Here is a 13,722-nt window from a genome sequence, read left to right as displayed (position 1 = left end):
ACAGCCCGCGACTAAATATAGTTGCTATATAGGAAAACGTTGTAATCGCTCGATGCTTCTATCTACGGGGTTTCGGACAAATGGTGGCGTGGCGTTTGGCCAGTAAAGCTGACCTATCGATCATCTCTTCGGGGTGGGCAGCCGTGATGCTAACGACTAAGGTGCACGCCCAGTGATCCGGGGGTATCAATGAGCGAGCGTTGGGACATTTTCTGCTGCGTGGTGGATAACTACGGCGATATCGGGGTGACCTGGCGTCTGGCCCGGCAACTGGTTGCCGAGCAGGAGCTGCAGGTACGCCTTTGGGTCGATGAGCCCGCTGCGTTTGTGCGCCTCTGTCCACAGGCTGATGCTCGGCTGGCTATACAGCTGATTGATGGCGTGGAGATTTGTCACTGGCCCAAGGACTTTCCGCTGGTGGAGGTGGCCGATGTGGTGATCGAAGCCTTTGCCTGCACGCTGCCGGCCAGTTACGTTGAGGCCATGACCGAGCGGGTGCGCAAACCGCTGTGGCTGAATCTGGAGTACCTCAGTGCCGAGGACTGGGTAGCCGGTTGCCACGGCCTGCCATCACCTCAGGCGGGGGGCTTGCAGAAATTCTTCTTCTTCCCCGGATTCAGCGAAGGCACCGGCGGTCTGTTGCGTGAGGGGGATCTACTCGCTCGGCGTCGAGCGTTCCAGGCCGATGTTCAGGCGCGACGAGCGTTTCTTGCCAGGATCGGTGTAACCCAGGCAGCCGGTACCCGGCTGATTTCCCTGTTCGCCTATGAGAACCCGGCGCTGGCCGGCTGGCTGGACGCCCTGGCGGCGGATACGCAGGCGACGCTGTTGCTGGTGCCCCAGGGGCGTATTGAGGGCGACCTGCGCCGCTGGTTTGGGGAGGAGCAGGCTGGTGTCTGGCAGCGTGGCAGTGTGCGGGCACAGCTGCTGCCGTTTCTCAGCCAGGCTGACTATGACCGGCTCTTGTGGAGTTGCGATTTCAACGCGGTGCGCGGCGAGGACTCCTTCGTTCGCGCCCAGTGGGCCGGCCGGCCGCTGCTGTGGCATATCTATCAGCAGGAAGAGGGGGCGCACTGGGATAAGCTGGAGGCCTTCCTTGATCGCTATTGCGCGGCTCAGACGCCTGAACAGGCGAGTGCTACGCGTGACCTGTATCGAGCCTGGAATGGTGCTGGTGACATGCAGCAGGCTTGGCTGGACTGGCTGGAGCAGTCTCCGGCCCTGACTGAGTGGGCTGAGAGCTGGTTCCAGCAACAAGCCTCTCGTCCTGATCTCGCCTCGGCACTGGTGCAGTTTTACCGAAATTGGCTATCATGCGCGGCCTAGAAATCTGTACCTCCATCCAAATCCGGATACTCGTATGAAAACCGCACAAGAAATGAAGCCCAACAGCGTGGCTCTGATCGACGGCCACCCGTGGCTGATTCAGAAAGCCGAATTCACCAAGTCCGGCCGTAACAGCGCCATCGTCAAGATGAAGCTGAAGAACCTGATCAACGGCTCCAAGACCGAGACCGTTTACAAGGCCGACGACAAGATGGAGCCGGTCATCCTTGAGCGCAAGGAAGTGACCCTGTCCTACATCAGCGGTGAGGACTACGTCTTCATGGACCCGGAGTACAACTCCTACGAGCTGCGCGCCGAAGATCTGGAAAGCGTTCTGCCGTTCATCGAAGAAGGCATGACCGACATCTGCGAAGCCGTGTTCTTCGAAGGCAAAGTGATCTCCGTTGACCTGCCGACCACCATCGTTCGCCAGATCACCTACACCGAGAACTCTGCCCGTGGCGACACTTCCGGCAAGGTGATGAAGCCGGCCAAGCTGCGCAACGGTACCGAAGTCAAGGTTGCAGACTTCTGCAACATCGACGACTGGATCGAAATCGACACCCGCGACGGTTCCTACAAGAGCCGTACCCAGGCGCCGGCCTAAGGCCCACGCCTCGCACGAAAAGCCCGGCCATGTGCCGGGCTTTTTCTTGCCTGCGTTTTGTTGTCGGTCTTGCTTTGAATGGGAGCGGCTTTAGCCGCGATGCTCGTGCCTTATGTTCGTTGGCAGAGCCGTTTTTGGAACAGATCAGTCCATCTTCAGGCCGCGCTGCAGGGCCAGATCCCAGGGGGGAACGGGCGCGAAGCGTTGCCTGAGGAATTCCAGCAACAGGCGGGTGCGTGAGCTGGCCTCGCTGGCCAGGCGCAGGGCATAGATGCCGCTGGGCTCGGCGGGCGGCAGACCGCCGTCGCAGAGCAGCGGTAGCAGTTCGCCGCGCAGCAGCTGCTCGCTGATCAGCCAGGTCGGCAGGTGGGCGATGCCTAGGCCGGCCACGGCACTGAATAGCAGGGCTTCGGCGTTGTTGGCGGTCATCCGCAGGCGGCCCGGGCGCAGCAGTTGCAAGCGGCCGTCGACCTCGAAGCGCCAGGCATGTGGCGGTGCCAGGGCGTCCCAGTCCAGGCCGTCATGTTCGGGAATCTCACGCGCATCGCGCAGCAGGCCACGGCGCTTGATGTAGTCGGGACTGGCGCAGAGGACGCGCACCATGGGCGCCAGAGGCGTGGCAACCAGGCGGGTGTCAGCCAGCGGGCCGATGCGCAGCACCAGATCCACCTCACCCAGGTGTTCGCCCTGTAGGTCGATGAAGCTGTCGATCAGACGTAGTTGCACGTCCAGGCCGGGATAACGGGTGAGGAATTCGGCAATGGCCGGCGCCAGATGGCGGCGGCCGAAGGGCGAGGGCGCGTCGATACGGATCAGGCCCTCGGGAGCGCTGCTCAGTGACACTGCTTCGGCGCGGGCCTGATGCAGTTCGGTCAGGATGCGCCGGGCGCGTTCGGCGAAAGCCAGGCCCGCTGGGGTGGCTTTGACCGCATGGGTGCTGCGCACGAACAACGCACAGCCAAGGGCGCGCTCCAGTGCGTCGATGCGCCGCGACACGGCTGAGGGCGTGAGCTGCTGGCGGCGCGCTGCTGCAGAGAAGCTGCCGCTTTCCAGCACATCCAGATAGAGCGCGAACTGGTCGGTGAGCTGATCGGGGTTCATGGTCTGCCTTTGCGTAATTAGCAAAGCCATTGTGCGTGGCTGTGCGTTTCCTGGCTATCTTCTGTTGGCTAGCATGCCGTCCAGACTGTGGAGGTGGCATGAGCATGATCGATCTGCTGTTGAATCTGCTGTTGGGCCTGGCGATGGGGACCGTGGGTGGCCTGTTCGGCATCGGCGGTGGCCTGGTGGCGATTCCCGCGCTGGGCGTACTGTTCGGCCTGGACCAGCAGCTGGCCCAGGGCACGGCGCTGGTGATGGTGGTGCCCAACGTGGTGCTGGCGCTGTGGCGCTACAACCAGCGCAACCGCATCGAACCCCGCTATGCGTTGCTGCTGGCGGGGTCAGGCATCGTCTGTGCCTGGCTGGCGTCGTTGTACGCCGTCGAGCTGCAGGCCGAGCGCATGCGCCTGGCCTTTGTCGGCTTTCTCGTGGTGCTGGCGCTGTACAACCTGACTCGCCTGTTTATGCGCACCCCAGTGGCTTCTCAGGCGTTGCGCTATCCCTGGCCCTGGCTGGGTGTCGTGGGCGGTGCGGCGGGAGCGCTGGGTGGGCTGTTCGGTGTCGGCGGCGCGGTGCTGGCGGTGCCGGTGTTGACCAATATCTTCGGTGCCGGGCAACTGATGGCTCAGGGGTTATCGCTGGCCCTGGCGCTGCCCAGTACCGGCGTGACGCTGCTGACCTATGCGCTGCACGATCATGTCGACTGGGCCATGGGCATTCCTCTGGCGGTGGGTGGCCTGCTCAGCATCAGCTGGGGGGTGAAGTTGGCCCATGCGCTGCCGGAGAAGGTCCTGCGTGGGTTGTTCTGCGGGTTTTTGCTGCTCTGCGCGGTGTTGCTGGCATTCAAGTAGCAGGGCGTTCATCGCGGCTGAAGCCGCTCCCACTGGGCCGGGCTACAGGCGAAAGCCTTCGACGATGTGTTCGGCCAGGGTGTCGATGACCTGTGAGCTGCGCTGCGAATTGCGCAACAGTACGATGCTGGTCGTGGGCAGGATGGGCAGGCCTTCGGCCTCGCCGAGGATGCGCAGGTCCGGGGTGATCAGGCTCTGCAACTGGGCCGTGACCGCCAGGCCCGCACCGACCACGGCGAAGATCGCCGACAGGCTGGGGCTGGTATAGGCGATGCGATAGGGGCGCTCCCGGGCGTCCAGCGCGTTGCAGGCCCAGGCGCGGCAGAAGCAGTCGGCGTTGAACATGGCCAGCGGCATCGGGTTCTGCTCGTGCGGGCTGAAGCCCTGAGCCTCGGCCCAGACGAAGCGCTCCTGGCGCAGCAGCTGGCCGATCTCCTTGCCCGGCTCGCGGGTGACGATGGTCAGGTCCAGATCCTGGCGTTGCAGCAGCTGCCCCGAGGGTTCGCAGTGCACTTCCACCTGCACCAGTGGGTAGGCTTGGGCGAAGCGCGAGAGGATGTCCGGCAGAAAACGCATCACGTAGTCGTCCGGCGTGCCGATGCGCACGGCGCCGACCATGTGCGGCTCGCGCAGGGTGTTGAGCACTTCGCCGTGCAGCTTGAGGATACGCCGCGCGTAGCCCAGCAGTACCTGGCCTTCGGGCGTGAGGCGGACCTGGCGGCCGTCACGCTCGAACAGGGCGCGCTGCACCACGTCGTCCTCCAGGCGCTTCATCTGCATGCTCACCGCCGACTGGGTGCGGTTGACCGCCTCTGCGGCGCGGGTGAAGCCACCGTTGTCGGCGATGGCGACGAAGCTGCGCAGCAGTTCGGTATCGATGCTGGGATAATTGGCCATTCATCAATCTCCAAGATGCGTGGCATAAGAAACATTCGTTGGATTGATCTTAAGCGTGAACCGAAACTGGCGCCAACCCCATAGGGAGGGCGTGATGATGAAAGGTCAAAAAGGTTTTGCCATCGCACATTCCATTTCGCTGGACAGTATTCACTGGCCGCGTCCGCGGCGGCTGTGGTGGCAGCTGCGGCGCTGGTGGCAGCTGGCGCGTGAACGCCGGCAACTGGCCATGCTCGATGAGGCCGCGCTCAAGGATCTCGGCCTGAGCCGTGGCGAGGTATTGCAGGAAAGCGAGCGGCCGTTCTGGGATGATCCGTTCACGCAAACAGGCCCTGGGCCCTTCGAGGAGTGATGATGTCGTCAACCGGTGTTCGCCAAGGTGCCGACCTGTTCTTGTTCCAGCTGATGCTGGTGTTGTGCGCCATCTGGGGTTTCCAGCAGGTGGCGATCAAGCTGGCGGCGGCGGATATCGCGCCGCTGCTGCAAGTGCTGCTGCGCTCGGCCATCGCCGCGCTGCTGGTGGGCCTGCTGTTGCTCTGGCAGGGTGGCTGGCACTCTTGGCTGTCCTGTACCTGGCGTGGCGGTCTGCTGGCAGGCGTGCTGTTCGCCCTGGAGTTCTTCTTCATTGCCGAGGGGCTGCGCCTGACCTCGGCTTCGCACATGGCGGTGTTTCTCTACACGGCGCCGATTTTCTCGGCACTGGGGTTGCACGTGCTGCTGCCGAGTGAACGGCTCAAGCCCGCCCAGTGGCTGGGCATCGGCCTGTGCTTCACCGGCGTGGTGCTGGCCTTCGGCGCCGGCGCGCACTGGTCGGGTCTGGATCGGCGCATGCTGCTGGGGGATCTGCTGGGTCTGCTCGCCGGGCTGTCGTGGGGCCTGACCACTGTGGTGGTGCGGGGTTCTCGCCTGTCCGAGGCGCCGGCCGGGCTGACCCTGTTCTATCAGCTCGCGGCAGCGTCTGTCCTGCTTTTGGGGTATCTGCTGTTCACCGGGCAGCTCGGCCCCGTGCGCTGGACGCCCGTGGCGATCGGCTCGGTAGTGTTCCAGGGCGTGGTGGTGGCTTTTGGCAGCTACCTGATCTGGTTCTGGCTGCTGCGCCGTTACCTGGCCTCCAACCTGGCGGTGTTCTCGTTCATGACTCCGCTGTATGGCGTGACCTTCGGCGTGCTGGTGCTGGACGAACCGCTGACCCTGAACTTCGTCACAGGGGCCGCGCTGGTGCTAGTGGGCATCGTGCTGGTCAGCAGTCACGCCTGGCTCAGTCGGCGGGCGAAAAATCCAAGGATCGAAACGGAGTTACCTTGATGGCGAACTATCACCTGGCCCAGCTCAATATCGCTCAGCTCAAGGCCCCGCTGGAATCGCCGCAGCTGGCCGACTTCGTCGCCAACCTCGAGCGTATCAATGCCCTGGCCGAGGCCGCGCCCGGCTTCGTTTGGCGATTGCAGGACGAGGAGGGCGATGCCACCGCCATTCGCCCTTTCGGCGACGAGGTGCTGGTCAATATGTCCGTTTGGCAGGATGTGCAGTCGCTCAGCGACTACGTGTACAAGGGCGCACATACCGAAATGCTCAAGCGCCGTCGCGAATGGTTCGACAAGGTCGAGCAGGCGCACCAGGTGCTGTGGTGGGTGCCGGCTGGGCATTGCCCGGATGTGAGGGAGGCGGCCGAGCGCCTGGCCCATTTGCGCGAGCAGGGTCCGAGTGCATATGCCTTCAGCTTTCGACAGGCCTGTGCTGCGCCGGATTTGGCTGAATCGGATGGCAGAAATGGCGCTCATGGCACTTCTTTTCGCGCAGGCTTGGCACCATAGTTTCTGGGCTGCTGGGGATAGAGAGCAGCACCTGAATAACAACAAGAAATCGAGATACCGCCGTGAAAGCCCGCTCCTTTTTTCTCTGCCTGGCCCTTGGCGTGCCGGGCATTGCGCATTGTGCCAGCCCCGATGCCGGGCAGACCCTGTTCCAGACCCAGTGCGTGGCGTGCCACGGCGCCAGCGCCGAAGGTAACGCCGCGCTCGGTGCGCCGGCCCTGGCGGGACAGCCGGCCGACTATCTGCGGCGCCAGCTGCAGCATTTTCGCGATGGTCAGCGCGGAACGCAGCCTGGCGACACTGGCGGGGCGTTGATGGCGCCACTGGCCAAGACCCTGACAGACACCGATGCGCAGGCCGTGGCCGACTATCTGAGCGGCCTGGCGCAACCGGTCGTGGCCGCCAGCCTGCAGGGCGATGCGGGCAACGGCGGCAAGCTGTATCAGGCCAAGTGTGCAGCCTGTCACGGCGGCAAGGGTGAGGGTAATCCGGCGTTCAGCGCGCCGCGTCTGACCCAAGTCGGTGACCAGTATCTGCTGCGCCAGGTCCAGCATTTCCGCCAGGGCCTGCGCGGTTACGACGGCCAGGACCGCTACGGCAAGCAGATGAAGATGATGGCCGGCACGGTGAACGACGCCGAGCTGCAGGACATCCTCGTCCACCTCGAGCAACTGGGGGCGCAATAATGGGACGCGCGTTGTTTCTGGCCGCGACCCTGCTGGCCTCGGCCGCCCAGGCGCAACCGGCTGTTATCGAGCTGTCCCAGGTCTGTCCACCCGGTTTCGAGCAGGATGCCGGCGATGCCTGCCACCTGCGTAGCCTCTATCAGCAGTACAGCTCACTGGAACAGCGCGGCGTTGGCGGCCTGAAGACCGCGCTGCCGCCCTATCGCGACGGTTTCACGGCGCAGCAGATCGACCTCGGCCGCCATCTGTTCTTCGATCCCGTGCTGTCCGGCGACCAGAGCCTGTCGTGCGGCAGCTGCCATCACCCCAAGCTGGGTTTCTCCGATGGCCGCGCACGCAGCCAGGGCATTCATGGCGAAGATGCCGGCCGCGCCGCGCCCAGCCTGTGGAACATGGCGTTCATGGACAAGCTGTTCTGGGATGCACGTGCCAGCACGCTGGAGGAACAGGTGGCCGGCCCGCTGTATTCGCCCAAGGAGATGGGCAGCACGCCGCAGCAGGTGCTCGAACGCATCAACGCCAGCGGCGAATATCGCCGTCTGTTTGCCCAGGCCTATCCGCAACTGGGCGGCAAGGACGTGGGGCTGGAGCAGATCTACGCCGCCATCGCCGCCTTCGAGAGTTCGCTGGTATCGCTCAACAGCCGCTACGACCAGTACGCCCACGGTTATGCCGAGGCACTGAACGCCAAGGAGATCGAGGGCCTCAACGTGTTCCGCTCGTTCGTCGCGCGCTGCGCCGAATGCCATACGCCGCCGCTTTTCACCAACCAGCAGGTGGCGGTGATCGGCGTGCCGGAGCCTGAGGGCCGGGCCTTCGATCCGGGCGCCGGGGCGGTGTTCGACAACCCCACCTGGCGCGGCGGCTTCAAGGTACCGTCGCTGCGCAATATCGCGCGCACCGCGCCCTACATGCATTCCGGCACCTTCGCCAGCCTGCGCGAAGCCAGTGAGTTCTACACCCTTGGCCGTGGCCACGCGCTGCCGGCTGAGGAGAAGGACAAGCTGACCCTGCACTGGCACATCTGGGAGCCGAAGCTGACCGATGAGGAGCTGGATCGCCTGGTCGACTTCATGCAGACCCTGACCGACGAGACTTTTACACCGGCCATTCCCGCACAGGTACCGTCCGGCCTGACGCCGCTCGGCCGTGAACCCGAGGCGCTGCGCGCCACACTTGCACAACAAGGAGAACAATAATGGGCAAGAAACTGCTGACCCTCGCCGCCGCCATCGGCCTGCTCGGCGGCGGCACCTGGCTGGGCACCCAGCTGGGTAGCGACAACAGTGCCACGGTGGTCGGCGGCGCAGACCGCTACGCCAGCCAGGTGGCCTTCAAGGGCGAGCTGGCACAGTCGGTGGGCGCCAGCGGCAAGGGCCAGGTGCACGAGGTGCGCGACGGTCAGTCGATCCAGGAGGCGGTCAAGCGCGCCGCACCAGGCGACGTGATCCGCGTGTTTCCCGGCACCTACAAGGAAACCGTGTACATTGACAAGGACGACATCCTGCTCAGCGGGGTGATCGAGAACGGCCAGTGGCCAACGATGGAGGGCGAGAGCAAACTCAACGACGCGGTGCTCTATTCGGGCAACAACGTCACCGTGGAGAACCTGCGCATCACCCATTACAAGGGCAACGGGATCATGGGGCAGGCGGCCAACAACTTCCTGATCCGCAACAACCATGTGGTCGACACCGGGGTCTACGGTATCTTCCCGCAGCTGGGCAAGAATGGTCTGGTCAGCCACAACGTGCTCACCGGCATCGAGGACGCGGCCATCTACGTGGGCATGTGCGACAACATCCATGTGACCACCAACGAGGTGTTCGGCAACGTCGCCGGCATTGAGATCGAGAACAGCCGCCACGCCATCGTCGAGCACAACAAGGTGTACGACAACACCGGCGGTATTCTCGCGTTCATCACCCCCGGCCTGCCGATCAAGACCACGGTCGATGTGATCATTCGCAACAACTTCATCAACGATAACAACCACGCCAACTTCGCCGCGCCGGGCTCCATCGTCGCCGGCGTGCCGGCCGGCACCGGGATCATCGTGATGGCCGCCGACGAGGTGACCATCGAGAACAACATCATCACCGGCAACAAGAACGTCGGCATCGTCATCACCGACCACGACAGCTTCGCCAACATCTCCAAGGACCCGGAATCCGATCCCAAGTCGGACAAGGTGGCGATCCTCGACAACCTGATGTTCAACAACGGCAGCGAGCCGATCGACGAGATCAAGGCGCTGAAGCTGGCGACCTTCACCCAGGAGCCGGTGGACATCATCAACGTTGGCGAGAGCCGTGAAAGCTGCATCCTCGACCGCCAGCGCTACCCGACCATCGGCCTCAAGGACTATGGCACCTGCGGTTTCAGCAGCACCGTAGCAACCCGCACCTACCTGCTGCCGGAACCGGCCGAACCGCATGCCTTCAGTGAGACCGACAAAGGCAAGATGGCCTACTACGGTGTCTGCACCGGCTGCCACGCCTACGGCATGCGCATGATCGGCCCGCCGGTGGAAGTGATCCAGGCGCTGTACATGGACAACCCCGAGGGGCTGGCCGAGTACATCGCCAACCCGCAGAAGAAGCGCGACGACTACCCGGCCATGCCCAAGCAGGACTACCTCAGCCCGGAAATGCGCCTGGCCGTGGCCAAGTTCATGCTCGGCGTGGACAACAAGGGCTTCTTCAACGACCCGGCGTCCAACGCGGCACGGGCAGAGTAACTATCCAGCAGGCGGCGCCAGCCCGAGGCGCCGCCTGCTAGGCTCAGCTTCCATGAGCCTGTCACTGTCCCTAGCCGAAGCCCGCCGCCTGGCCCTGGCAGCCCAGGGCTTCACTCGCCCGTCACGCGGAGTTGTTGGCCCGCGCCAGTTGCAGGTGCAGATCGAGCGGCTTGGCGTGCTGCAGATCGACTCGGTCAACGCCCTGGTGCGCTCGCACTACCTGCCGGCCTTCTCCCGACTCGGCCACTATCAACCTGAATTGCTCGACCGCCTGGCCTGGGGTGCGCCGCGCCAGCGCCGCCTGTTCGAATACTGGGGCCACGAGGCTTCGCTGTTGCCTCTGGAGCTGTATCCGCTGCTGCGCTGGCGTATGCGCCGGGCCGCAGACGGGCAGGGCATCTATCGGCAACTGGCCGAGTTCGGTCGCCAGCAACAGGATGTGATCCGGCGTGTGCTGCAGACGGTACGCGAGCAGGGTGCCCTGGGCGCGGGCAGCCTGAGCACGCGCCAGGAGAAGGCCGGCCCCTGGTGGGACTGGAGCGCGGAGAAGCATGCGCTGGAATGGCTGTTTGCCGCGGGCGAAGTGACAGTGGCTGGGCGACGTGGTTTCGAGCGTCTGTACGACCTGCCGGAACGGGTGATTCCGCCGGCTCAGTTCGAGCACTCCGAGATCGATGAGGCCGAAGCGCAGCGCCGGTTGTTGCTGAAATCGGCCGCCTCCCTCGGCGTGGCAACGGAGCGCGACCTGCGCGACTACTACCGCCTGGATGCCGACACTGCCAAAACGCGCATCGCCGAACTGGTCGAGGCGGGCGAACTGCGCCGGGTTACTGTCGAAGGCTGGAAACAAGCGGCCTACTGCCATGGCGAACCGAGTATTCCGCGGCGCGTAAAGGCCAGTGCGCTGCTGTCGCCCTTCGACTCGCTGATCTGGGCGCGCGAACGCACCGAACGCCTGTTCGGCTTCCGCTACCGCCTGGAGATCTACACCCCGCCGGCCAAGCGGGTGTACGGCTACTACGTGCTGCCTTTTCTGCACCACGAACGCCTACTGGCGCGGCTCGACCTGCGCAGTGAGCGGGCACAGGGGCGCCTGGCGGTGCATGCCGTGCATCTGGAGGAGGTGGTATTGAGCGAGGAGGCGCTGCACGCCCTGGCTGAGGAACTGCGGGCGCTGGCGCAGTGGCTGGGGCTGGTGGAGGTGGCGTTGAACTGTCGTTCGCCGGTGGCCGGGCTGTTACGGCCGCTGTTGAGGTAGCGACCGTAAGCCTAGCGTGGGAGCGGCTTCAGCCGCGATGGGGCAGGCGGATTAGAACCAGCGCTCATTCGCTTCGCTTATGCGGCATCCCTTGGGCATTTTTCCCCTGACGTCTTTTACATAAGCGTTCCATTCATTTTTTTCTAACGACTTATTGGCAATCACCTGCTCTCGCAACTCCTTGCAGATCTTTTTGTCGTTCTTGATGGCGGCAAATTTGACCTTGAGATCGTCGCTACTGATCCTGGTGCCATTGATGGGGCCGAAGTACAGGGTATTGCCGTCTTCGGAGAGTTTGAGTGGCGTGTTTCGGTAGGACAGCCCCTCGTCCGACTCGCTCAGCGCCATGGGGTCGGTGTTGTTCAGGACGTTCTCGATAAAGAGGTAGGTGTCGCCGTCCTTCTTGATTTCGGCAACTCTCTCTGAGCCGGTGAACTTGTTCTCGTACTGGTACAGGCCGATGGCTTTGTCGTAATCGTTGCCGCAGCCCACTAGCAAAAGGGTCAGGGCCGCTATCAGCGTGGCTTTGATCTGCATGTTTACCTCCATGTGGTTGTTGCTCCGTTGTTACTCGGCGGCGATGCGCTGACGAATGTGCGCGGCGCGGTCGGCCGAGCCTGGGTGGGAGTCGAACATGCTGCTGTCGCCGCCGCCCTGTTCAGCCAGTTTGTCGAAGGCGCTGGCCAGCCCTTCCAGCGGTATGCCGCGCTGTTTCAGCAGGTCGAAGGAGAAGTCGTCGGCGGCGCTTTCCTGGGACTGGGAGAACTGCGCGTTGATCAGCGCTTCACCCAGGTCGCCCAGTTGCGAGCTGGACAGCGCCATGGCCGCGCTGTTGCCGGAGGTGGCGATGGCGCCGCGGGCCACCGAAGTGGCGTAGGCGGTCTGCATGGCCTTCTTGGTGTGGCCGAGGGCGACGTGGCCCATCTCGTGACCGAGCACGCCTTCCACTTCGTTGTCGTTCATCAGATCCATCAGGCCGCTGTAGACCCGAACGCAGCCGTTGGCCATGGCCCAGGCATTGACCTCGTCGGTGAGGTAGACCTTGTAGTTGACCGGGGTGCCGCCGGCCTGGCTGCCGAGGTTGGCGGCGATCTTCTCCAGGCGCTTGCTGTACGGGCTTTCGGCCGGGGCGATGGGCGACTGGGCGTCCATCTGCGCGCAGGCTTCGTCGGCCATGGCTTTCACTTCGGCATCGCCGAGGGTGGCGGCCTGCACGGCCTGCAGTCCGGTGTTGAGCATGGCATCGGGGCTCATGTTCTGGCAGCCGGCGAGCAGGGTGGCGAGGGCGAGGGCGGAAAGGGAGTGCTGCAGTTTCATGGAAATCGTCCTTGAAGGTGGATCGGCGGAAATGGCCAGGCCGCGTCGGCATCCTGGCCGGCGCGGCATTGTCGTTGATAAGAGCGGTGCAAAGTGTGAAGCGGGTCGCAGCTGGCGGCCCGCTGGGCAAGGCTTAGCGCGCAGGCATTGTTGCGGCCGGCAAGGGGCGAATCGTGCGCCGCGACACCAGCATTACGCCCGCCAGTACCAGGCCGGCGCCCAGCATCTGCTCCAGCGACAGGGGCTCGGCCAGCAGCAGCCAGCCGAAGAAAATGGTCAGGATTGGCCCCAGCGTACCGATCAGCACGGTGCGCGCCGCGCCGATGCGGTGGACCGCCGCGGACTGCCAGAGCACCGGCAGCACCGTGGAGAACAGGGCCATCGCCGCGCTGTACCCGTAGACGGCCGCAGGCTGCTGCAGGGCCCAGAACGGCTGGCTGAGCACGAAGTGCAACTGCGTGGCGAAGGTGGACACGATGATGGCCAGGGCAGCGAAACGCAGGGTGCCGAGGTTGCGGATGGAGACTTCCGCTCCGGCGCTGTACAGCGCATACGACAGCGCGGAGGCGAAGACGAAGGCGGCGCCGATCAGCACGGTTTTGCTATCGCCAGCCACCTCCAGGTCATGGGCGAAGGCCAGACCGATGCCCGCGTAGGACAACAGCAGTGCACCGATCTGGCGCCGCTCCAGGCGCTTGCCCATGAACATCACGCCGATCAGCACGGTGAGGGTCGGGTAGGTGAACAGGATCAGACGCTCCAGTGCGGCGGAAATGTATTGCAGACCGATGAAGTCGAGGATGCTGGCGCCGTAGTAACCGAGCAGGCCGAGGGCGAGCAGAAGTCCCCAGTCCTTGCGGCTCAGCGGCGGCGCGTTACGACACAGCCAGAGTGCGGCGAACAGGGCGAAGGGCAGGGCGAAGCTCATGCGCAGCGCCAGCAGGGTGACCGGGTCCACCGCTGCTTCGGCATAGGCCAGCTTGACGAAGATGGCCTTAAAGGAGAAACCGAAAGCGGCCAGGACGGCCAGCAGGATGCCCAGGCGTTCGGCGGACAGGGTTTTCCAGGGCATGCGGCGGACCTCAGAAGATTTCATCGAGACGAATGATCCTGTGGTTGATGTCC

At 64.1% G+C, this 13,722-nt stretch carries 15 protein-coding genes; 10 read left to right on the top strand and 5 right to left on the bottom strand.

What is annotated here, in order from left to right:
* Positions 1–189 precede the first annotated feature (189 nt).
* Positions 190–1,326 (top strand): elongation factor P maturation arginine rhamnosyltransferase EarP, encoded by a 1,137-nt coding sequence (gene earP, locus P7A97_RS15100; RefSeq protein WP_277690795.1) that lies wholly within the window; start codon positions 190–192, stop codon positions 1,324–1,326.
* A 34-nt stretch (positions 1,327–1,360) separates the two neighbouring features.
* Positions 1,361–1,933 (top strand): elongation factor P, encoded by a 573-nt coding sequence (gene efp / locus P7A97_RS15095; RefSeq protein WP_277690794.1) that lies wholly within the window; start codon positions 1,361–1,363, stop codon positions 1,931–1,933.
* 144 nt (positions 1,934–2,077) lie between these two features.
* Here the strand turns inward: efp and P7A97_RS15090 are convergent, their stop codons facing one another.
* Positions 2,078–3,034 carry a LysR family transcriptional regulator gene (locus P7A97_RS15090; RefSeq protein ID WP_277690793.1) on the bottom strand — a complete coding sequence of 319 codons (957 nt, stop codon included), beginning with the start codon at positions 3,032–3,034 and terminating at the stop codon, positions 2,078–2,080.
* Positions 3,035–3,138: 104 nt separating this feature from the next.
* On the opposite strand from P7A97_RS15090, the gene P7A97_RS15085 reads away from it, so the two are divergent.
* A complete protein-coding gene (locus P7A97_RS15085; protein ID WP_277690823.1) occupies positions 3,139–3,885 on the top strand; it encodes a sulfite exporter TauE/SafE family protein in 747 nt (248 codons plus the stop codon).
* A 42-nt stretch (positions 3,886–3,927) separates the two neighbouring features.
* Here the strand turns inward: P7A97_RS15085 and P7A97_RS15080 are convergent, their stop codons facing one another.
* Entirely contained in the window at positions 3,928–4,782 is an 855-nt protein-coding gene (locus tag P7A97_RS15080) for a LysR family transcriptional regulator (RefSeq protein WP_277690792.1), read from the bottom strand.
* A 97-nt stretch (positions 4,783–4,879) separates the two neighbouring features.
* Between P7A97_RS15080 and P7A97_RS15075 the strand changes: the two genes are divergently transcribed.
* The 7 genes from P7A97_RS15075 to P7A97_RS15045 all read left to right on the top strand — a co-directional run bounded on the left by P7A97_RS15075 (position 4,880) and on the right by P7A97_RS15045 (position 11,280).
* The gene (locus P7A97_RS15075) at positions 4,880–5,134 is read left to right on the top strand and encodes a DUF1127 domain-containing protein (RefSeq protein ID WP_277690822.1); all 255 of its coding nucleotides are present in this window, start codon (positions 4,880–4,882) and stop codon (positions 5,132–5,134) included.
* 2 nt (positions 5,135–5,136) lie between these two features.
* The gene (locus tag P7A97_RS15070) at positions 5,137–6,087 is read left to right on the top strand and encodes a DMT family transporter (protein ID WP_277690791.1); all 951 of its coding nucleotides are present in this window, start codon (positions 5,137–5,139) and stop codon (positions 6,085–6,087) included.
* The gene (locus tag P7A97_RS15065) at positions 6,087–6,596 is read left to right on the top strand and encodes a DUF3291 domain-containing protein (protein WP_277690790.1); all 510 of its coding nucleotides are present in this window, start codon (positions 6,087–6,089) and stop codon (positions 6,594–6,596) included. The genes P7A97_RS15070 and P7A97_RS15065 overlap by 1 nt, the downstream gene beginning before the upstream one ends.
* 62 nt (positions 6,597–6,658) lie before the next feature.
* Entirely contained in the window at positions 6,659–7,282 is a 624-nt protein-coding gene (locus tag P7A97_RS15060; RefSeq protein ID WP_277690789.1) for a c-type cytochrome, read from the top strand.
* Positions 7,282–8,481, top strand: coding sequence for a cytochrome c peroxidase (locus tag P7A97_RS15055; protein ID WP_277690788.1), 1,200 nt, complete (start codon positions 7,282–7,284; stop codon positions 8,479–8,481). The genes P7A97_RS15060 and P7A97_RS15055 overlap by 1 nt, the downstream gene beginning before the upstream one ends.
* Positions 8,481–10,022, top strand: a complete 1,542-nt coding sequence (locus tag P7A97_RS15050) for a parallel beta-helix domain-containing protein (RefSeq protein WP_277690786.1) — start codon at positions 8,481–8,483, stop codon at positions 10,020–10,022. The genes P7A97_RS15055 and P7A97_RS15050 overlap by 1 nt, the downstream gene beginning before the upstream one ends.
* A 52-nt stretch (positions 10,023–10,074) precedes the next feature.
* Entirely contained in the window at positions 10,075–11,280 is a 1,206-nt protein-coding gene (locus P7A97_RS15045; RefSeq protein WP_277690784.1) for a crosslink repair DNA glycosylase YcaQ family protein, read from the top strand.
* Positions 11,281–11,331: 51 nt separating this feature from the next.
* On the opposite strand, the gene P7A97_RS15040 is transcribed toward P7A97_RS15045, so the two are convergent.
* From P7A97_RS15040 to P7A97_RS15030, 3 genes are all read right to left on the bottom strand, one after another.
* Positions 11,332–11,817 (bottom strand): hypothetical protein, encoded by a 486-nt coding sequence (locus P7A97_RS15040; protein WP_277690783.1) that lies wholly within the window; start codon positions 11,815–11,817, stop codon positions 11,332–11,334.
* 30 nt (positions 11,818–11,847) lie between these two features.
* Complete coding sequence (locus P7A97_RS15035) at positions 11,848–12,597, bottom strand: M48 family metallopeptidase (protein ID WP_277690782.1); 750 nt, start codon at positions 12,595–12,597, stop codon at positions 11,848–11,850.
* A gap of 133 nt (positions 12,598–12,730) precedes the next feature.
* On the bottom strand, positions 12,731–13,693 hold the full coding sequence (locus tag P7A97_RS15030; RefSeq protein ID WP_277690781.1) for a DMT family transporter: 963 nt from the start codon (positions 13,691–13,693) through the stop codon (positions 12,731–12,733).
* Positions 13,694–13,722 lie beyond the last annotated feature (29 nt).

It is taken from the genome of Pseudomonas sp. GOM6 (genome assembly GCF_029537485.1).
In the GTDB taxonomy this organism is placed as follows: Bacteria; Pseudomonadota; Gammaproteobacteria; order Pseudomonadales; family Pseudomonadaceae; genus Aquipseudomonas.
Note: the sequence above shows the minus strand (reverse complement) of the source record. Positions and strands in the feature narration are given on the sequence as shown.